General features: G+C 40.4%; 15 protein-coding genes. 8 read left to right on the top strand and 7 right to left on the bottom strand.

The genetic code is table 11. The features are described from left to right. Nucleotides 1–36 precede the first annotated feature (36 nt). Nucleotides 37–1,434, bottom strand: coding sequence for a S8 family peptidase (locus B5X77_RS16670; protein WP_079509070.1), 1,398 nt, complete (start codon nt 1,432–1,434; stop codon nt 37–39). A 583-nt stretch (nt 1,435–2,017) separates the two neighbouring features. On the opposite strand from B5X77_RS16670, the gene parE reads away from it, so the two are divergent. The 5 genes from parE (at nt 2,018) to B5X77_RS16645 (ending at nt 9,464) form a co-directional block, all read left to right on the top strand. Continuing rightward, the gene (gene parE / locus B5X77_RS16665; RefSeq protein ID WP_079509069.1) at nt 2,018–3,997 is read left to right on the top strand and encodes a DNA topoisomerase IV subunit B; all 1,980 of its coding nucleotides are present in this window, start codon (nt 2,018–2,020) and stop codon (nt 3,995–3,997) included. Further along, the gene (gene parC / locus B5X77_RS16660; RefSeq protein ID WP_079509068.1) at nt 3,994–6,429 is read left to right on the top strand and encodes a DNA topoisomerase IV subunit A; all 2,436 of its coding nucleotides are present in this window, start codon (nt 3,994–3,996) and stop codon (nt 6,427–6,429) included. The genes parE and parC overlap by 4 nt, the downstream gene beginning before the upstream one ends. Before the next feature lie 187 nt (nt 6,430–6,616). After that, complete coding sequence (locus B5X77_RS16655; RefSeq protein ID WP_079509067.1) at nt 6,617–8,041, top strand: alanine/glycine:cation symporter family protein; 1,425 nt, start codon at nt 6,617–6,619, stop codon at nt 8,039–8,041. Nucleotides 8,042–8,133: 92 nt separating this feature from the next. Next, nucleotides 8,134–8,892, top strand: a complete 759-nt coding sequence (locus B5X77_RS16650) for a hypothetical protein (RefSeq protein ID WP_079509066.1) — start codon at nt 8,134–8,136, stop codon at nt 8,890–8,892. An 80-nt stretch (nt 8,893–8,972) separates the two neighbouring features. Further along, entirely contained in the window at nt 8,973–9,464 is a 492-nt protein-coding gene (locus tag B5X77_RS16645) for a staygreen family protein (protein ID WP_079509065.1), read from the top strand. Nucleotides 9,465–10,221: 757 nt separating this feature from the next. Here the strand turns inward: B5X77_RS16645 and B5X77_RS16640 are convergent. Together B5X77_RS16640 and B5X77_RS16635 are read right to left on the bottom strand one after the other, a co-directional pair. Further along, the gene (locus B5X77_RS16640) at nt 10,222–11,607 is read right to left on the bottom strand and encodes an amino acid permease (RefSeq protein WP_079509064.1); all 1,386 of its coding nucleotides are present in this window, start codon (nt 11,605–11,607) and stop codon (nt 10,222–10,224) included. A gap of 313 nt (nt 11,608–11,920) precedes the next feature. After that, nucleotides 11,921–12,481, bottom strand: a complete 561-nt coding sequence (locus B5X77_RS16635; protein ID WP_079509063.1) for a flavin reductase family protein — start codon at nt 12,479–12,481, stop codon at nt 11,921–11,923. A 169-nt stretch (nt 12,482–12,650) separates the two neighbouring features. On the opposite strand from B5X77_RS16635, the gene B5X77_RS16630 reads away from it, so the two are divergent. Continuing rightward, nucleotides 12,651–13,868 carry an MFS transporter gene (locus B5X77_RS16630; RefSeq protein WP_079509062.1) on the top strand — a complete coding sequence of 406 codons (1,218 nt, stop codon included), beginning with the start codon at nt 12,651–12,653 and terminating at the stop codon, nt 13,866–13,868. Nucleotides 13,869–13,902: 34 nt separating this feature from the next. On the opposite strand, the gene B5X77_RS16625 is transcribed toward B5X77_RS16630, so the two are convergent. Then, the gene (locus B5X77_RS16625) at nt 13,903–14,871 is read right to left on the bottom strand and encodes a nucleoside hydrolase (protein ID WP_079509061.1); all 969 of its coding nucleotides are present in this window, start codon (nt 14,869–14,871) and stop codon (nt 13,903–13,905) included. A 218-nt stretch (nt 14,872–15,089) separates the two neighbouring features. On the opposite strand from B5X77_RS16625, the gene B5X77_RS16620 reads away from it, so the two are divergent. Then, on the top strand, nt 15,090–16,316 hold the full coding sequence (locus B5X77_RS16620; protein ID WP_079509060.1) for an MFS transporter: 1,227 nt from the start codon (nt 15,090–15,092) through the stop codon (nt 16,314–16,316). A 48-nt stretch (nt 16,317–16,364) separates the two neighbouring features. Here B5X77_RS16620 and B5X77_RS16615 read toward each other — a convergent pair whose 3' ends face one another. The 3 genes from B5X77_RS16615 to B5X77_RS16605 form a co-directional block, all read right to left on the bottom strand. Beyond that, nucleotides 16,365–16,937, bottom strand: a complete 573-nt coding sequence (locus B5X77_RS16615) for a class I SAM-dependent methyltransferase (protein ID WP_079509059.1) — start codon at nt 16,935–16,937, stop codon at nt 16,365–16,367. Between the two features lie 180 nt (nt 16,938–17,117). Next, nucleotides 17,118–17,312 (bottom strand): YbxH family protein, encoded by a 195-nt coding sequence (locus tag B5X77_RS16610; protein WP_079509058.1) that lies wholly within the window; start codon nt 17,310–17,312, stop codon nt 17,118–17,120. 29 nt (nt 17,313–17,341) lie between these two features. Beyond that, complete coding sequence (locus tag B5X77_RS16605) at nt 17,342–18,712, bottom strand: aldehyde dehydrogenase (RefSeq protein ID WP_079509057.1); 1,371 nt, start codon at nt 18,710–18,712, stop codon at nt 17,342–17,344. A gap of 161 nt (nt 18,713–18,873) precedes the next feature. Between B5X77_RS16605 and B5X77_RS16600 the strand changes: the two genes are divergently transcribed. Continuing rightward, a complete protein-coding gene (locus tag B5X77_RS16600; protein WP_079509056.1) occupies nt 18,874–19,518 on the top strand; it encodes an SDR family oxidoreductase in 645 nt (214 codons plus the stop codon). The last annotated feature ends 45 nt before the right edge of the window (nt 19,519–19,563 follow it).

Here is a 19,563-nt window from a genome sequence, read left to right as displayed (position 1 = left end):
CAAAAACAAGCCGCCAAAATTTCAGGCGGCTTGTTTTTATCTTAAAAGGTTAAATAACGATTTTTGCGGCGCTTTTCGTGCGGGTTTTGCTACGTCCGCTTCCTGCAATGCTGAGTTAACATCAATTAAGCCGCTGCCATAATCAGTGTCCTTTCCCTGTTCGCCAAGGTCAATGGCGGACTTCTTTATGATGTCGATAATCTGGGAACTTTTCAAATCTGGATTTGCTGATTTTATCAATGCGGCCAGTCCTGCGACATGAGGGGCGGCCATGGAAGTTCCTGAAAGGGCAGCGTATTGCTCGTTGAAATAAGTGCTGGGTATATAAACGCCTGGAGCAGCAATGTCAATATAGTCACCGTAATTGGAAAAGCTTGCTCTGTTACCATTATAATCAACGGCCGCAACACTTAACACTTCTGGGTATGCCGATGGATAGGTTGGCTGATTGGAGCTGTCATTACCGGCTGCAGATACCAAAACAACATCCTTTTCAAACGCATATTGGACAGCCTCTTCCAAAACCTTTGATGGCTGGTAATTACCCAGGCTCATGTTAATGACATCTGCTCCATGGTCAACTGCCCATACGATTCCTTTTGCAATATCAAATGTTGTTCCATATCCTTTAGCTCCCATGGCTTTAACAGGCATGATTTTGCTGAACCAAGTCATACCTGCAACACCTTCATTGTTATTCGTTTCTGATGCAATGATCCCGGCAACATGGGTTCCGTGGCCATTGTCATCATCAGGCTCAGCTTCTTCATCAATCACATTGTAGCCTGCCACGAGGCGGTTCCTTAATTCAGGGTGGTTCAGATCAACTCCGGTGTCAACAACCGCTATTTTTATGTCTTCCTTTCCGCGGGTAATATTCCAGCCTTGTTCCGTTCCGATTACCGGCAGATTCCACTGATATTTCTCCTGGTAAAGTAGATCATTTGGTCCATTAACATCATTTTGCATTAAAATAAAATTAGGCTCTGCATACTCAATATTTTCTCTTTGGTTAAAATACTCAATCATTTCTGGTGTTTCCATCACTGTGGACCTGAAAATATAGATCGAATTTAAATGTTTAATCACCCAGCCGTTAATGTCACGGGTGATTTCATCGATTTCTTCAGCGCTTGGTTCGATTGCGAAATCTACCGTTGCTTCATGGTCATAATAATGGCTTGTATCTTTCTTATTATGAAAAATAAGTGTGACCTCTTCTTGGGTATCTAGTTGCTTCTTGATACTCTCTCCTATCGTCACATTATTTACATTTGCCATTGCCTTAATCTTCATGACTTGCTGTCCAGACGAATTAGTTTTTGCTCCATAGTTGCTGCTATTCCCAGGTTCATTTCTGAACACGCCGGCCGCAGTAAGGGCAAGAACGAGGCTTATCGATGCAACTAAGATGAAAACCTTCGTGCTTTTCATTATAAAAGCCCTCCAAAAAATGAATTTGTTCTTATATTGCAGAACATTTTATAAAATTAATGGCGGTAATCACTGGCAGTTTCGTGTATGGGAAACAGGAAGTGAAAAAACGATAAAGACATGGCTAAAGTTTGCTTTATCGTGTGCACAAGTAACCAAAAATCCTGTTTTTTATGACAAATTTCCGAATTAATTCTTTAAATCCGTTTGCCAAATCCCAATTAATCGCTACAATTAAGCATAGACGCCAAACTTATGGTAAAATAAACAAGAGAACAATTGTTCTGTTAAGGAAAAAAGGGCATTTTATTCAATATCCTTTTTTATGTGCTATGCGTTTCCATCCATTGTTGCTATGTTGAGTGTGTGGAAACACAGCTAAAAAGCATCCGGAATTTTTTCGTAAATATGTCCGATTCCCGCGTGAAAAGGATCGTAAACACCCAAAAAAGGGTATTCAAGTTGAAACAATAAAATATTGCGAAAAAAAAACGATCTTAAAAAGAGGAATAGTTAAGGAATTCATTGACACTATACATAAAAACCGTCAATGTTGTTTGCAAGAAATGAAAGGGGTATGTTCGTGGCAAGAAATCAGCAAGCTTTCGATTATAATGATGATGCGATACAGGTACTGGAGGGGCTTGAAGCGGTCCGCAAAAGGCCGGGTATGTATATTGGCAGCACAGATACCAGGGGTCTTCACCACTTGGTGTATGAAATCGTAGATAACTCCGTTGACGAAGCACTCGGCGGCTACGGTAATCACATCATCGTTAAAATTCATAAAGATAATTCAATCAGTGTCCAGGATAAAGGCCGAGGCATGCCTACTGGGATGCATAAGCTTGGAAAACCAACTCCGGAAGTCATTCTGACTGTGCTGCACGCTGGCGGCAAATTTGGACAAGGTGGCTATAAAACAAGCGGCGGACTGCATGGTGTCGGCGCTTCTGTTGTTAATGCGCTGTCAGAATGGCTCGTTGTCACAATCAAACGGGATGGCTTTGTATATGAGCAGCGTTTCGAGAATGGCGGAAAGCCAGTGACTACTCTCGAGAAGATAGGAAAGACCAATCAGACAGGAACAACTATCCATTTTAAGCCGGACGCTGAGATTTTCTCTACTTTGACTTATAATTATGACACTCTGTCTGAGAGACTCCGTGAATCTGCCTTCTTGTTAAAAGGTTTGAAAATAGAATTAATCGATGAGCGTAATAACGAAAAAGAAATTTTTCATTTTGAAACCGGAATTCAAGCTTTTGTTGAATATTTAAACGAAGAAAAGGATGTTATGCATCCGGTTGTCAGCTTTGAAGGAGAATACAGCAAAATAGAAGTTGAGTTTGCCTTCCAGTTTAATGATGGATTCTCTGAGAATGTCCTTTCATTCGTTAATAATGTACGTACCAAAGATGGCGGAACACATGAAGCAGGTGCCAAAACAGCAATGACCCGGGTATTCAATGAATACGCCCGCAAGGTTGGACTGCTTAAGGAAAAAGACAAGAACCTTGAAGGCGCAGATATCCGCGAAGGACTCGCTGGAATTGTTTCTGTCCGAATTCCAGAAGAACTGCTGCAGTTTGAAGGCCAGACTAAGGGAAAGCTGGGTACTAGTGAAGCAAGGTCTGCAGTGGACTCAGTTGTTTCCGCACATCTGTCTTATTTCCTTGAGGAAAATCCTGATTTCAGTACATTACTGATTCGTAAGTCTATTAAGGCTTACCAGGCACGTGAAGCAGCCCGGAAAGCACGGGAGGATGCACGTAGCGGGAAAAAGAGAAAAAAATCGGATGCCATGCTATCGGGCAAATTGACGCCAGCGCAGTCAAAGAATCCTGCAAAAAATGAACTATACCTTGTCGAGGGGGATTCTGCCGGCGGCTCTGCGAAACAGGGCCGCGACAGGAAGTTCCAGGCAGTACTTCCGTTGCGAGGAAAAGTCATCAACACAGAAAAGGCAAAGCTTCAGGATATTTTTAAAAATGAGGAAATCAATACAATAATCCACGCGATTGGTGCCGGTGTAGGCTCCGACTTCAATGTGGAAGATATTAATTATGACAAAATTGTTATCATGACAGATGCCGATACTGACGGCGCTCATATCCAGGTGTTGTTATTGACGTTCTTTTACAGGTATATGAAGCCTCTAATTGAAGCGGGCAAAGTATTTATTGCCCTTCCTCCGTTATACAAAGTCAGCAGGGGGACTGGAAAAAAAGAAGTCATTGAGTATGCCTGGAGCGATGATGAGCTGAAGGGTGCTATGAAGAAGGTCGGCAAAGGCTATATCATCCAGCGTTATAAAGGACTCGGCGAAATGAATGCTGACCAGCTTTGGGAAACGACAATGGATCCGGAGACCAGGACCTTGATTCGCGTTAGGATAGATGATGCTGCAAGAGCTGAGCGAAGAGTCACGACGCTTATGGGTGACAAGGTCGAGCCACGAAGGAAATGGATTGAATCAAATGTCGCTTTCGGCCTTGAAGAAGACGGAAACATTCTTGAAAATGAAAATATCTCAGTTACAGAGGAGGTTCCAGGCGAATGAGTTCAGTCGAAAAATTTCGTGACCTCCCTTTAGAAGACGTATTGGGCGACCGTTTCGGCCGTTATAGTAAATATATTATCCAGGAACGTGCCCTCCCGGATGCCCGGGATGGCCTGAAGCCTGTACAGCGCAGGATTTTATACGCTATGCATGTTGAAGGTAATACAAGTGAAAAAGGGTTCCGTAAATCGGCGAAGACAGTCGGAAACGTAATTGGTAATTACCATCCGCATGGCGACTCCTCTGTTTATGAAGCAATGGTGCGGATGAGCCAGGATTGGAAAGTGCGGAATTACCTTGTTGAAATGCACGGAAATAATGGAAGTATCGATGGTGATCCCCCAGCGGCGATGCGTTATACCGAAGCAAGATTATCGGCGATAGCGGGGGAACTTTTAAGGGATATTGAAAAGAGGACCGTCGAGTTCATTCCGAATTTTGATGATACCTCAAGTGAACCTACAGTGCTTCCTGCCATGTTCCCGAACTTGCTTGTGAATGGATCGACCGGAATTTCTGCAGGTTATGCTACTGATATTCCTCCACATAATCTGGCCGAAGTGATTGATGGGGTCATCATGAGGATGGAAAACCCAGCATGCACAGTAGAAGATTTGATGAAGGTCATCAAAGGACCGGACTTCCCAACTGGGGGAATCATCCAGGGTGTGGAAGGAATTGCCAAAGCTTACAAGACAGGTAAAGGTAAGGTCATTGTCCGCGGTAAAGCAGAAATTGAGGATATTCGCGGCGGCAAACAGCAGATAGTCATCACGGAAATTCCTTATGAAATCAATAAAGCAAACCTTGTAAAGAGAATTGATGAATTCCGTTTGGATCGAAAAGTGGAAGGAATTTCAGAGGTTCGCGATGAAACAGACCGGACGGGACTGCGGGTAGTCATTGAGCTTAAAAAGGAAGCAGATGCTAACGGCGTTTTGAACTACCTTTATAAAAACAGCGACTTGCAGATTACCTATAACTTCAATATGGTTGCCATTAACAAGAAAAGGCCTGTATTGATGGGTCTAGCCGAGCTGCTCGATGCCTATATCGATCACCAGAAGGATGTCGTAACAAAACGATCCCAGTATGATCTCCAAAAAGCACGCGACCGACAGCATATCGTCGAGGGCCTTATGAAGGCTCTCTCCATCCTGGATCAAGTGATTGCTACTATCCGAGCTTCGAAGGATAAGCGAAACGCGAAAGATAATTTAATCAAAAAGTTCGAATTTACAGAAGTACAAGCTGAAGCAATCGTTTCTTTACAGCTATACCGCCTGACAAATACTGATATTACAGCGCTTCAGGCAGAAGCAGAGGAGCTTTCCAAGAAGGTGGATGAGCTAACAGCAATTCTTGGGAGCGAGAAGAAGCTTTTGTCTGTTATTAAAAAAGAACTGAAAGATGTTAAAAAGCGCTTTTCAGACGATCGCCGAACAAGGATTGAGGAAGAAATCGAGGAAATCAAAATCAATCTCGAGGTCTTGATCGCTAGCGAAGATGTTATTGTTACTGTAACAAAAGATGGATATATCAAGCGAACAAGCCAAAGATCTTATGCGGCTTCCAATGGGCAGGATTTCGCAATGAAGGATACGGACCGGCTGTTGTCCCAGTTGAATATGAATACAACCGATGTCTTGCTCCTGTTTACCAATAAGGGCAGCTATCTTCACTTGCCGGTTCATGAACTTCCTGATATCCGCTGGAAGGACCTTGGCCAGCATGTAGCGAATATCGTGCCGCTCGACCGGGATGAAGAAATCCTTAAAGCCGTCCCTGTTACAGATTTCAACCAGAACTTATTCTTCGTTTTTGTTACGAGGAATGGCATGGTGAAAAAATCCGATTTGAGCCTCTATAAGGCTCAGCGTTACTCCAAGCCGTTAACTGCTGTTAATGTGAAGGGTGATGATCGAGTCGTTGATGTACATGTTACAAATGGGGAAAAAGATTTGTTCCTTGCCACTCACTTTGGTTATGCGCTATGGTTCGGCGAAGAGGAAGTTAGCCCGATTGGTGTCAGGGCCGCAGGGGTAAAGGGAATGAACCTGAAGGATGGAGACTATGTTGTCGGCGGAAAAATTGTCGATATGAATGAAAGTCCAGCCATTGTCATTGCAACCCAGCGTGGCGCGGTTAAAAAAATGAAGCTGTCTGAGTTCGAGAAAACATCTCGGGCAAAACGCGGGGTTGTGATGCTTCGTGAATTAAAAGCAAACCCGCACCGCATTATCGGGGTAGAAGCCGTACGTGACGATGAAGAAATCTTATTTCAGTCTGAAAAACAGCAAATTGTTTCGCTTAAGGCCTCACAATTAAGATTCAGTGACCGCTATACTAACGGTTCTTTCCTGGTCGATGAAAGTGAAACAGGAAAGCTGACAAAGATGTGGAAAAGTGAAAACGATCAGAAAACAGAATAATAAACATAAAAAACACAGCGATTTTGCTGTGTTTTTTGTTTTTATTTACGAATTTAAGCTAAATGCTTAGAGGTTAAAACATCGAATTAATTGGTATATGGCAATCAGGAACCATTGTAATGAGGTTTCCCTTTTGGTACATTAAGAACTATATCAAAATAACTTTAAAAACGATAAGGAGTTTTCTATGGAAATTTTCAACAATATTATAACTCAATTGAACGACTATATGTGGAGCTATATCTTAATTGCGGTCCTCGTTATATTAGGTACATATTTCACTTTCAGGACAAGATTTGTCCAGTTTAAATACTTCCCGGAAATGATCAGGGTATTAAAGGATCCTGCAACCGTTTCTTCTGAAGGGAAAAGGGGAAGATCCTCGTTTCAAGCCTTTACGGTCAGTCTTGCTTCGAGGGTTGGTACAGGCAACCTTGCCGGTGTGGCAACAGCCATTTCAGCAGGCGGACCCGGCGCAGTGTTTTGGATGTGGCTTATTGCTTTTATTGGCGCAGCTTCAGCCTTTATTGAGAGCACCCTGGCCCAGATTTATAAAGTAAAGGACAAGGATGAATACAGAGGCGGGCCGGCCTACTATATGGAACGAGGCTTGAACAAAAGGTGGCTTGGAATCCTATTTGCAGTCATCATTGTCTTTACCTTTGGTCTGGTATTTAGTTCTGTACAATCAAACACCATCTCTCTTGCGTTTGACCAGGCCTTTGGATTTGATCGTTTCTGGATGGGAATTATTTTGAGCGCAATGACTGCAGCAATCATTTTTGGAGGTATAAAAAGGATTGCGTTTGTATCCCAAATCATTGTACCAATTATGGCGGTTCTATATTTGATTCTGGCTTTGTACATCGTTTTCACAAATTTTAGTGAAATACCAGCCATGTTCTCACTGATCTTCAAAAACGCTTTTGGACTTCAAGAAGCCGTCGGAGGAGGTATGGGAGCAGCAGTCATGATGGGAATCAAACGAGGGCTTTTCTCAAACGAAGCCGGGATGGGCAGTGCACCGAATGCAGCTGCTACTGCTGCTGTGACACATCCAGTAAAACAGGGATTAATCCAAACACTCGGAGTATTTACTGATACGATTTTGATTTGTTCAGCAACAGCGTTCATCATCATTATGTCCGGAGAGTATACAAATGCTGATTTAGATGGTATACAATTAACCCAGGCAGCATTGACAACCCATGTTGGGGCATGGGCACCAACATTCGTTGGAGCAGCTATATTCCTGTTTGCTTTCACTTCGATTATTGGAAATTACTATTACGGCGAAACGAATATCGAGTTCATAAAAGAAAGTAAAACTGCTTTATTTGTATATCGACTTGCAGTAATCGCCATGGTTTTATTCGGTTCAGTCGTCGATTTAGCGATTGTCTGGAACCTGGCAGATTTATTCATGGGGATTATGGCACTAATTAACCTTTTGGCAATTACTTTGCTTGCCAAGATTGCCATGGCAGCATTAAAGGATTACAGGGAACAGCGAAAACAAGGAAGAGACCCTGTATTTTATGCAGATTCAATTGATGGTTTAAAGGGAATAGAGTCATGGGAATGCCGAAAGAACGCGCAAACGAAGGAATAATAAAAATTCCAAAACCCTCTGAGTAATCAGAGGGTTTTCAGTGTATCTTTTTTCCATTTTTAGAGATATTAACTATATTGGAGGGATGCACAATGAAAAAGGAACTTTTAATGACCTTCACCGCTTTCTTTTTTATGTCATTGACAGCCTTAACCGGTGCATATGCGGGTGAGTCAAGGGAGAAAACAGTTACAGTACAAGAAGATAAGGTAGATGTCACAGGAGACGGAAAAAAGGACTTAGTTTATGTAAAAGGAGTGCCTTATGGGGAAGGTGCACAGTTTCTTAAGAAGATATATTTGAAAATAAAAGCTTCAAATGGCCAGACATATAAAATTCAACTCGATGGGGGATATGATCCATCAACTGAGTATAAGGATTTGAATCGGGATTCTGTAAAGGACATTTTTATAAGTGTTCCTACAGGAGGTAGTGGAGGACTTTCCCATTTTTATTTATACACTTTAAAGGATTTTAAGGTTGCCAATTTGACTGTACCTGAACCTTTGTCTGCAAACAGTCAATTTCAAGACGGGTATAAAGCCTACTTGTCAATAGTGGAAACAGGCCAATCTTACAATTTTAACTTAAGCGACAGAAAAGAAGATTATGACCGGCTCGGTCTTTTTCATAATGGTAAGTTAAATGAACCAACCGAACTTATGGTTCTTCCATTTGGAACATTAAAACCAATTAAACTCAAAGGTGACCACTATGGTTTAGCAGGCAGCCAGCGAATAAATGGAGCTTATAATGCCGATGTTATAGCAAATTTGGAATCTAGCTGGTTATATAATGATGGGAAATGGAAATTACTGAATGCAAGCGCAGCCAATCTTGGATCCCGTTGATTTAGGCGATTGTCACGGATTCACGCTGTATGGCATAAGCTATTGGAAAAGGATCTTTTTTGCAGGAAGGAGCCTTAGCCATGAGCAAATTTAAGCCAGAGAAATTGACGGTTAATTTTATTCCTCCAGCAACTGCATTAGTGCCTATAGATAGCCGGAAATATACTTTAACACATTCCGATCTTACAGGGGATTTATTTTTATCAATCGGGAATGTTTATGATTACCAGGCCATCAACTATAAAATGCGGGATGAAGTATTGGCAGACTGGATAACTATGAATGGTGAATATATCCTTTATACGAAAGTTTATGTCAGCAATGGAGAATACGACCTGAATATGTCACGGATCCGATATATGATTTTCAAAAGAGAATTGGATTTGGCATTGACAGCAATGATTTATGGAGACAGACGATTTTTTACCTATCATCCTTTATTGCTGGATGCACCGATCTATGTACAGTTCTTATCCAGTTTTCAAGAATTTAATGAAATCGCTTATTATGGAACCCCAAGATTCTATCTGAACAAAGCAAAAAGTGAAAGAATTGCAGAAACACAGGTTTAGGCCTGTGTTTTATTTTTTTTAAGAGGAGAAATGAAAAAAGAGATTAAATACATAATAATATTATGTAAACAAATAAAGTAGAATGAGCTTCTTAAAGTGTGTTATTAACAATAGTGCCAGGATGAAATCATTTAATGAAAAACAACTTAATAAGGTCATTTAAGTTGAAATAAAGATTAAACAAATAGTGAAGTTAAGCTAAATAAAATGATAAAGATTTATTTATGTAATTAAAAATGTTGATTTAACACATATATAAAATTCTAAAGAAAAATTCTTGGATGGTTACAAGTTGAAAGATTTTGTTTTCGTCTCACTGATTTAAGTATACTTAGTTATTGAGATAAGGTTTATGATTCCACATTCAACTTCCTAGAATTTATGTTATGTAAACTAGAAAAAAGACTTTATAACAAAGCTAAAGCTTCATGCCCCTCTCTTTTGTCGCTTGAAGAGAATCTGCATACATTCATTTAAATATATATCCTCTGTAGATCCAAATGAAAAATGGCCGCACTGTCCTCTTGCTCTTTACTCGGGTAACGTTCATTTTAGAATGGTGCCAGCTTACGAATGAACGACTTAAATCTTGCCTTGCAAAACGCTATCCGTATTTTTAAAATCAATTTCTCGATGCTATTTATGAAAGTCCTATGACATTTCCTTAGAACTCTTCTATGCAATAAAAAACCCCGAAAGTGCTCACTTTTCTTTTAAGCGGGCTTTATTCGGGGCATTTTGTAGATGAATGGAATAATTATTTTCCTTTTACCTTATTCAATATACTATTTTTGTATCCATATCCTGCGTAAATCACTAGACCCAATACTAGCCACACAAAGAACCCTTTCCATGTAAATGCTGAAAGCTGTAACATCAAGTATAAACAAAATATCACTGCCAAAGCTGGTATCAGAGGAACCCAAGGGGTTTTAAAACCGCGTTTAATTTCCGGGCGGGTTTTACGAAGGACAGCGACTCCCAGAGAAACAGTGGCAAATGCGAATAAAGTACCGATACTTGTAAGCTCTGCTAACTTATCCAGAGGAACAAAACCAGCAAAAAGGGATACTAGAATACCAGTAATCCATGTACTCGTGAATGGCACCTTTGACTTTTCATTCACTGTTGACATAGCCTTAGGCAAAAGTCCATCACGGCCCATTGCAAAGAATAATCTTGTTTGTCCAAACATCATAACAATTAGTACTGTAGTGATACCTACTATCGCACCAAGTGAGATGAAGCCTGCTGCCCAGTCCAGCCCGATAAACTGTAATGCAAAAGCGACCGGATCCTTCACGTTTAACATATTGAAAGGAACGATTCCTGTTAAGATAAGTGAAACAGCAATATAAAGAATTGTACATATTACCAGTGCAGAGATAATTCCTATTGGGAGATTCCGCTGAGGATTTTTTACTTCCTCGGCGGCAGTCGAAACTGCATCAAATCCAAAGTAAGCAAAAACCACAACTGCAGCCCCAGCGGTTACACCAGAAAATCCAAAAGGCATAAATGGTGACCAGTTAGCTGGCTCTACATACCAAACTCCCACAACAATAAAGAGAAGTACTACCGCAACCTTTATTACAACCATAATTGCGTTAAACTTAGCCGATTCCTTTACTCCTCTGGAGAGTAATAATGTAACCAAAAGAACTATAATTACTGCCGGTAAATCAATCACAGTCCCTTTTGTTGGATCAAAAGCACTTGTCAATGCTGTTGGAATATGAATTCCAAAACCGGATAAAAGACTTTGAAAATATCCCGACCAGCCGCTTGCTACTGCTGATGATGCAAGCCCATATTCTAAAACTAAATCCCATCCAAGTATCCAGGCAAAGATTTCTCCGAATGCAACATAGCTATAAGTATAAGCACTCCCCGATTGTGGAATCATTGAAGCGAATTCCGAATAGCATAATGCGGCAAAAACACAAGCCAAGCCAGCAATGATAAAAGATAATATTAATGCAGGACCAGCGTATTTTGCAGCAGCTACGCCGGTTAATACGAACACGCCAGTTCCAATAATTGCACCTACACCAAGCATGGTTAAATCCAATGCACCCAATACTCTATTAAGTGAATTATCCGATAATTCATTTGATACTTGTTTTTTCCTCAATAAACTCATAAAAGCCCCCAGATTAATTTGTGTCGAATTTAGTCGAATACAATTGCTTATTTTACTAACAAAGAACCTGTTTGTAAATGAAAATTTTTTTAATTTTCACCAAATTATTAAATTGTGAAAATATAAATCGTCATTATCTTTTTCCTGAAGAACTGTTTTTAAAAAATAAAAGGACACCATTTAAGGTGCCCTGAAACTTTTAATAGTTGCCGATTAATTTTAAAAAAGTTAGTCTCCCCTTTTCCATTTTGAAATGGGATTTCCTGTGTTACCGTCTAATAAAAAAAATGATTTTTTTCTATTGTTTTACTTTCTATTCTTCTATCTTATGAGAAACAAATTCACTTTTTTTGCCGATACAAGTATATTGTGATCTTCCCAAATAAAGCGGTATTGTTAATTTATCGAAGTTAGGCAAGCCATTTTTATAAAATTTATCTTTATCTTTGTAAAATTGTACGATTTTGCCAACGAACCAATCGTGGTCTCCATAACTGTTGCGGTCCATCACTTCACATTCATATGCTATGTAAGCATCATGGAGAATTGGTGAATTTGTTGCTGAACCATGTTCGAAACGTATGTTCTCTTTCTCGAATTTATTGACCCTAGAACCAGAATATACACCTGCTTGCTGAATGAGGCTTGAATTTTCAAATGGAACAAAATTAATGGCAAATTTCTCTGCATCTTTTATCATTTGATATGTATGACGTTCACGTCCGATTGCGACCCCATAAATTGGCGGATCATAAGATATATAAGTGTGCCAGCCAGCTGCCATAATATTATTTTCCCCTTTATGCGTAACTGTAACGAGGGCCACCATTCCTGGGTAACTATGCATTACTGTTTGATTGACTGTTTGTATCATCCTCATTGTTCCTTTCGGTATTCATTGTTGGACTCCCTGGTGTTTAAAAAAAATATTTTTGTTTAATTATAACAAAAAACTGAAATTTCGCATTGCGAAGTAAATTCAAAATCTTTAAAATAAAACAGAATAGCCGACGACACCAACTCAGGATTAAGGGAGATTTCTAATGAACCGCAAAGTTTTTCTTTATGTGAAAGCATTTTCTGACCTTGGAACATTCATGGATCTAATTGCAATCAACGTTTTAATGTATATTGCGACCGGCAGCCCCGCCTGGCTTGCTGCAACAATGGCGTTCCGTACTTTAGGCGGAGTTTTATCCAGTTTATTTTCTGGTGTGCTGGCAGACCGTCTTAACCGCAGGAAAATCATGATTTGGACAGATGTTTTTAGGGCCATCATCATTCTTAGCTTGATCCCCTTCCCTAATCCAGTTATGATTTTGATTGTTTGCTTCTTGATCGGTTTGACTAGCAGTTTTTTTGCTGTAAGCTATAGTGCTGAAATTCCGCAGATTTTCGGGCAGGAAAAAATCCTTGAGACGAATGCTCTGATTTCACGACTGACATCGATCAGCCTTGTTTTTGGCTTCATTGGCGCAGGAGTGATTACTGATTTTCTTGGTTATCAGGCTACTCTCGTCATCGATGCATCCACATATCTGATATCAGCTGCTGTACTTATTAAAATCAAATGGCAAACAACTGCACCTGTTGCTGGAGAGCAACTAAAAACTGGTGTGAGACAAAAAGTATCCCAGATTGGCAAAGATTTAAAAGAAGTATATTCTTTTATTCTTTCAGTGCCAATGTTGTTATATATTAACATCATTTTTCTGGTCGGTTCATTTGCCGGTGCCTCTCATAACCTGGGAATTCCATTACTGGCAGAATCAATAAATTCAGAAAAGCAAAGCTTGATTTACGGCTTGATTTGGGGCGTTTGGGGAATTGGTTCTGTCTTGGCCACCCTTCTCCTGCCCAGAGCAAATTTCATCAAGGGGAAACTCCTATATCGGACGTATTTTCTCTCAGCAATATTGATGTCAGCTGGCTTCATTACTTTCTTATCGAACATGAATATCTGGATTGTTCTTCTATTTGCGTTATTTACCGGAATTTTTGACGCATGCTTTACTACTTTGCATGCTACGATCCTCCAGCAAATAGAAAATCACATTAGAGGAAGAATATTTGGAGTGGGCATGCTATTAAAGTCATTAGGGTTTGCGCTGGGCTTTGTCGCGGCACCTATCCTGCTGGAGGCTCTTTCATTATCAAAAATGGTCTGGATTTTACATGGAATCTTGGTTACAGCAAGCATTCTAGTGTTACTATACTCAAATGCCTCCATAGAAAAATATAAAGAAGTTAATCAAAGCTGATAACCTTTGCTTTTTTTGACGAAGAACTCCCCGCCTACGGGAGTTCTTTTTTTGCTGGTGATTCTCCCATGAAAACAATGGTGAAGTCTTCAATAAAAGCTGGAATATCTGCTTCCATGCCGATCCAGTCAAGTTCTTCCTCAGGCTCCGGCTCTGGCTTTGGCCTGAAGTCCGCAATGCTTTTCCCCCGGGCACGCCCAAACAACTCCACTGTTACTCTTCTTGGCAAATATCGGACCAGATTTTTGTTCACAAGGGCGCTTAAGGTTATCACATCATGGAGTGGTGCGCCCTTGATACCCGGAACGTTTTTTTTATAGGCTTCAAGGTAATAATCATAAACAGGTTTTATCAGATTTTTAAAAGGAGATTGGCTGTTTTCGGCAAGATAGTCGATTACTTCAGGAGGAATAATGGCTTTATTGGTAATGTTCAAAGGATGCAGGAAAACATTCCTCGCCTTTTCAAGGACCTGATTGGCTGCAATTGGATCGGCATAAAAGTTTGCCTCAGCTTCTGCTGTAACATTCCCGGGAACGAGGAATGCTCCTCCCATGATATAAAAAGCATTTACTTTATTGAAAGCTTCTGAGCCATACAGGATAAAAGGAATCGCCAGTTCTGTCTGCCTTCCGACACCGACGATGACTATATTATCAGGATACTGATTAACTAATTCAAGTATCTTATCTATATCGTAAACTTTTACTTCTCCAAGGTCTTCCGGCGGCCGAATAGGTCCCAGCCCCTCTGGACCATGAATCTCTGGATAAAAGGTCGCAATTTCACCGGATAATGGACCTGAAGCGCCTGCAATGATTGGTATGTCCTCTCTTCCCCCCAGCTGCAATAAATAGGCTGTATTGTTAATTGCCTGTTCTTTTGTGATGTTTCCATAGCCAGTTACAACACCAACAACATTAAGTTCGGGATGCAGCAAAGCATACATCAAGGCCAAAGAATCATCGACCCCGGAATCGGTAAACAAAAGAATATTATACATGGCGCCCTTCCCTGCCTTTCCATCTCATTGTTTATTATATTCTCAGTCTTTATGCTTTCATTCTTTTTTTAAAATTGCTTTCCTTTCCATCTAATCTTAAGGGTGTTCTTAATTGAGAAGGTATGCACAATTGCCTGTTTTTTTTTGCTTCTATTGCTATTTGAGAAGCAAAATCGTACAATCCATCTCGTGTGATTTTTTTGAAAGGGGAAAACAGATTGAAATTTCGTGAAAATGAGAAGTTGAGCATTTATAACGGACTTGCTTCAACCGCCGCTACAAATATGGTTAATGGGTATATACCATTGTTTGCTATAAGTGTTCTCGGAGCCACAAACCAGCAATTAGGGCTGATTGTCTCTCTTCCTTCAATTATAGGGATGCTTGCATTGATTCCAGGTGCCATTTGGCTTAACCGTGTCCAAAGCAAAAAGAATTTTGCGGTTATCTCTACTTTATTCACCCGTTTGCTATTCAGCTTGATTCTTTTTGTCCCTTTTCTGGGGAATCAGTATGCAGCATGGGGGCTGGTAATCCTGATCGCTCTGCTCAACTTCCCTGGTGCTCTATCAGGTCTTTCTTGGCAATCCATGATTGGTGACCTGGTACCTGAAAAGCGGCGAGGAGAATTTTTCAGCTCACGCAATAGATATAACACAATCGCTGCTATGGCTATAACTTTTGGTACCGGAGTGTTTTTGCAGCAATTTGATAAAGAAAATGCGTTTCCTTATCAGCTATTATTTGTTGCTGCATTATTATTTGCCGTATTAGAAGTGTATTTTCTTGTTAAACACCAAGAACCTAAAAAAGCAAAAGTAATAGATAACAAAGAAGAAAAAGGCAAGAAGCTCTTGCTTAATTTGTACAATCATAAACCTTTTTTAGCGTTCGTAATATCCGCATTATTGTTCAGTTTTTCTGCGCAGATGGCTTGGTCCCTGTTCAGTATCTATCAAATAAAAGAGGCAAACGCGACAGCCCTCTGGCTGAGTTTGTTTTCGGTTACCAACCAGCTGGCACAAATCATCAGTATCAAATGGTGGGCAAATGCTGCCGACCGGAGGGGCAACAGCTTTGTTTTATTCCTCGCTGCTGCGGGGATGGCTACAGCTCTTGCTTTAACGATTCTTTCAACCAATCTTGTATATTTAACTTTGATCAATCTATGGATTGGCTTATTCGTCTCTGGAACCAACCTTCTGTTATTTAACCAGCTTCTAAAGACCTCGCCTGAAAAAGGCCGTACAAATTATATTGCGAACTATAACTTCCTGCTTTCAATTGTTGGATTTATTGCCCCGCAGATGGGTGTCATGCTATTAAATGGTTTTGGCATGGCCTCAGCTATGAATTTGATTTCATTGTTCAGGATGATTGCCGCGTTCTCTTTCTTGTTTGTTGCTATCAAATTAGAACGCAGAGTAATAGCAGAATCTCTTTAAATATATGAAGCAGAAACAGTAGTCGCATGTTTCTGCTTTTTACTTCTTTTATGGAGATATAAAGGATGGTTTCTGGCAAAAAATTGTTTGTCGGCCTTCCTGTTCATTTTCTTCAAAATATAGAACTCTCCACTTACTGAATTCCTTAAGTAATTCATTTGAAAACAGTTTATACCGATTTGAAACATGCTGGCTCTCCGTTGCTGCATTTTGGTAATAGGTTTCGAAGAATAGATAGCCGCCTTCTTTTACAACTTCCTTCATGACTTGAAATAATGAACGGTCTAAATAATAGGTTAGGATGGAAAGGTCGTATTCTTGACTGAAAAAATCGGACCTTTCACTCGTCAAATCAGCTGTTTTTGCCTTAATATTCAATTTTCGGCCCGCTGCCTGCTCCTTGACGAAATTAATGGCAACTTCCGAAATGTCAATTGCGGTCACTTTATACCCATTCTCAGCAAGGAAAATGCTATTGCCTCCAAGTCCAGAAGCAATATCGATTGCTGTTCCTCCCTTAAGATAATCTGACATAAGTTGTAATCTTTTATTTGCTTCCGTAGGGGTTTCATTCATCAATCGATTCCTGTATTTTGAATTCCATTTTTCTTTTGCTTCCAATTTATTTCACTGCCTTTGAAATATAGTTAATTCGACTATACCATAGAACAAATCACTTGATTATGGCTTAGGACAGCTATATTTACTGTCAGACTGGTTAGCAGCGTTCAAGTGGTATCTGCTGCTGGTCCAAGAATAAAAAATAGCTGCCCAAATATAGGGCAGCTGGATAGGAACATCTTATTCTATTCCATGTTTTTCACAGTAATGGTCAATCAGACGCTCTGTAAAACTCGGATCAGGAGCGTCGCCGTCAAAAGAAAATTTCAATTCCTCGACTAATTTCCCTTGGTGATAAACATGAATGGCACCGTTTTGGTTAATGACACTATATTCAGGTTCAAAAATAAACCCGCTGCGTTCGATAGCACCCATCTGCTAATCCCTCCTGATTAGTTGCATTCCTACTTGATAAATAGCTTCACTTTTTTTAGAGCATCCTTCGTATTGGGATACCGGAAAGGAAGATCGAAGCGAGTGGTTTGCTTCAACACACTTTTTTCATGTGAAAACACATCAAAACTGCCTTGTCCATGGTAGGCACCGATGCCGCTTTCACCTACGCCTCCAAACGGCAGATAAGGCGAACTTAGGTGGTAAACGGTATCATTGATGCATCCTCCGCCAAAGGATATATGATCAAGGATCATTTTTTGGACTTGTTCACTTTCTGAAAAAATATAGAGTGCGAGCGGCTTGGGACGGGCATTTATTTTAGATATCATTTCTGGCAAATCATCATACTCAAGGACAGGAAGTATGGGGCCGAAAATTTCATCCTCCATTACTTTATCCTTCCAATCGATATTTGTAAGAACAGTAGGCTCAATTGCAAGAGCTTCTTTATTTGTTCTTCCTCCAAAGTATGTCTTACCATTATCGAGGAATGCTGCTAATCTGTTAAAGTGTCTTTCACTTACAATTTTCGTAAAGTTACCGCTTGAGATGGCATCCATGGTGTATAATTCTTTTACTGATTCCTTTAGCAGCATCAAGAATTCTTCTTTTACCCTTTTATGGACATATAGATAATCGGGAGCCACGCAAGTTTGACCCGCATTCATGAACTTGCCCCAGGCTATCCTTTTTGCTGCGAATTTTAAGTGGGCATCATGATGTACTATGCATGGACTTTTTCCGCCCAATTCAAGTGTAACAGGTGTCAGGTTCTTTGCTGCGGCTTCCATAATGATCCTGCCGACTGGAACACTGCCTGTAAAAAAAATATAATCCAGTTTCTCTTTTAGCAAACCCTGGCTTGCTTCCACGCCTCCTTCTACCACTGCCACGTACTCCTCAGGAAAGTTTTCATGAATGAGCTTTGAAAGAACACCGGACGTATGGGGAGTCAGTTCAGAAGGCTTTAAAATCGCACAGTTGCCCGCTGCTATAGCACCAATCAACGGAGCTACGGCCAGCTGGAAAGGATAATTCCATGGAGCGATGACAAGAGCAACTCCATAAGGCTCAGGATATATAAAACTTTTTGAACCAAACAAGGTCAGAGTCGACTTTACTTTTCGAGGCCGTGCCCACTTACGAACATGTTTTATGGTGAAACGCAATTCCTCTAGAACAATTCCAATCTCTGTTAAGTATGAATCAAATTCCGTTTTATTCAAATCCGCTTTTAAAGCATCCATCAGTTCCTGTTCGTGACTCTTAATCAATCGCCTTAACAAGTTCAAAGCCTCTAGTCTGAATGAAAGATTCTTTGTTTTGCCGCTAAGAAAAAATTCTCTTTGTTTTTCAATTAAATCACTGTAATTCTCCATCCTGTCCCCCCCTAAATGGCTAGAAGTTTCTTTTTATTTTCCCCATTTTACATGAATCATACCTGTAATAGGATTCTCTGGCATAAATTTGCCCATTCATTTTCTTTTATTATAGTAAATAACGGGTAGATTATATATGGATGATAAAAGGAGGTCGAATGATGAAAGTATTTGTTGTTGGTGCAAACGGGCAGATTGGCAAACTACTTGTTGAGTTTCTTAAGGAAAGCGCTGACCATAACGTAAGAGCCATGCTTAGAAAACAGGAACAGGCTAAGGAATTTGAAACAAAAGGTATAGAAACGGCAATCGCCAGCTTAGAAGGATCAGTAGAGGATATTGCATCAGCCGCAAAAGGCTGCGATGCGGTTGTATTCGCAGCAGGTTCAGGAGGACAAACAGGTCTCGATAAAACTCTCCTGGTCGATCTAGACGGTGCCGTTAAAACAGTGGAAGCTGCAGAACAGGCGGGTATTGACAGGTTCATAATGATCAGTGCCCTGCAAGCACACAATCGTGAGAATTGGTCAGAGACAATAAAGCCTTATTATGTCGCAAAACACTATGCTGACCGGGCCTTGCTTCAGAGCAGCTTGAACTATACCATTATCAGGCCTGGCGGTTTACTGAATGAACAAGGTACCGGTAAAATTATGGTTGCCGAAAACCTTGGAAGCGGCACTATACCTAGGATTGACGTAGCCAGGACCATCCTTGCATGTTTGAATGAAGAAAGGACTTTCAAGAAGTCTTTTGACTTATTATCCGGGGATACAGAAGTGGCTGAGGCACTTAAAAGCTTATAAACCAAAAAGAGTTTACCAGCCTGGTAAACTCTTTTTGGTTGTCAG

It is taken from the genome of Mesobacillus jeotgali, assembly GCF_900166585.1.
In the GTDB taxonomy this organism is placed as follows: Bacteria; Bacillota; Bacilli; order Bacillales; family Cytobacillaceae; genus Mesobacillus; species Mesobacillus jeotgali_A.
The sequence above is the reverse complement of the archived record's forward strand: the minus strand, read 5'-3'. Positions and strand labels throughout refer to the sequence as shown.

Excerpts from the sequence above, each read along its gene's own strand:
- B5X77_RS16645 (WP_079509065.1), top strand. The coding sequence starts at position 8,973 with ATGAGCAAATTTAAGCCAGAGAAATTGACGGTTAATTTTATTCCTCCA.
- B5X77_RS16600 (WP_079509056.1), top strand. The coding sequence starts at position 18,874 with ATGAAAGTATTTGTTGTTGGTGCAAACGGGCAGATTGGCAAACTACTT.
- B5X77_RS16670 (WP_079509070.1), bottom strand. The coding sequence starts at position 1,434 with ATGAAAAGCACGAAGGTTTTCATCTTAGTTGCATCGATAAGCCTCGTT.
- B5X77_RS16650 (WP_079509066.1), top strand. The coding sequence starts at position 8,134 with ATGAAAAAGGAACTTTTAATGACCTTCACCGCTTTCTTTTTTATGTCA.
- B5X77_RS16640 (WP_079509064.1), bottom strand. The coding sequence starts at position 11,607 with ATGAGTTTATTGAGGAAAAAACAAGTATCAAATGAATTATCGGATAAT.
- B5X77_RS16630 (WP_079509062.1), top strand. The coding sequence starts at position 12,651 with ATGAACCGCAAAGTTTTTCTTTATGTGAAAGCATTTTCTGACCTTGGA.
- B5X77_RS16625 (WP_079509061.1), bottom strand. The coding sequence starts at position 14,871 with ATGTATAATATTCTTTTGTTTACCGATTCCGGGGTCGATGATTCTTTG.
- B5X77_RS16605 (WP_079509057.1), bottom strand. The coding sequence starts at position 18,712 with ATGGAGAATTACAGTGATTTAATTGAAAAACAAAGAGAATTTTTTCTT.
- B5X77_RS16635 (WP_079509063.1), bottom strand. The coding sequence starts at position 12,481 with ATGATACAAACAGTCAATCAAACAGTAATGCATAGTTACCCAGGAATG.
- B5X77_RS16610 (WP_079509058.1), bottom strand. The coding sequence starts at position 17,312 with ATGGGTGCTATCGAACGCAGCGGGTTTATTTTTGAACCTGAATATAGT.
- parC (WP_079509068.1), top strand. The coding sequence starts at position 3,994 with ATGAGTTCAGTCGAAAAATTTCGTGACCTCCCTTTAGAAGACGTATTG.
- B5X77_RS16655 (WP_079509067.1), top strand. The coding sequence starts at position 6,617 with ATGGAAATTTTCAACAATATTATAACTCAATTGAACGACTATATGTGG.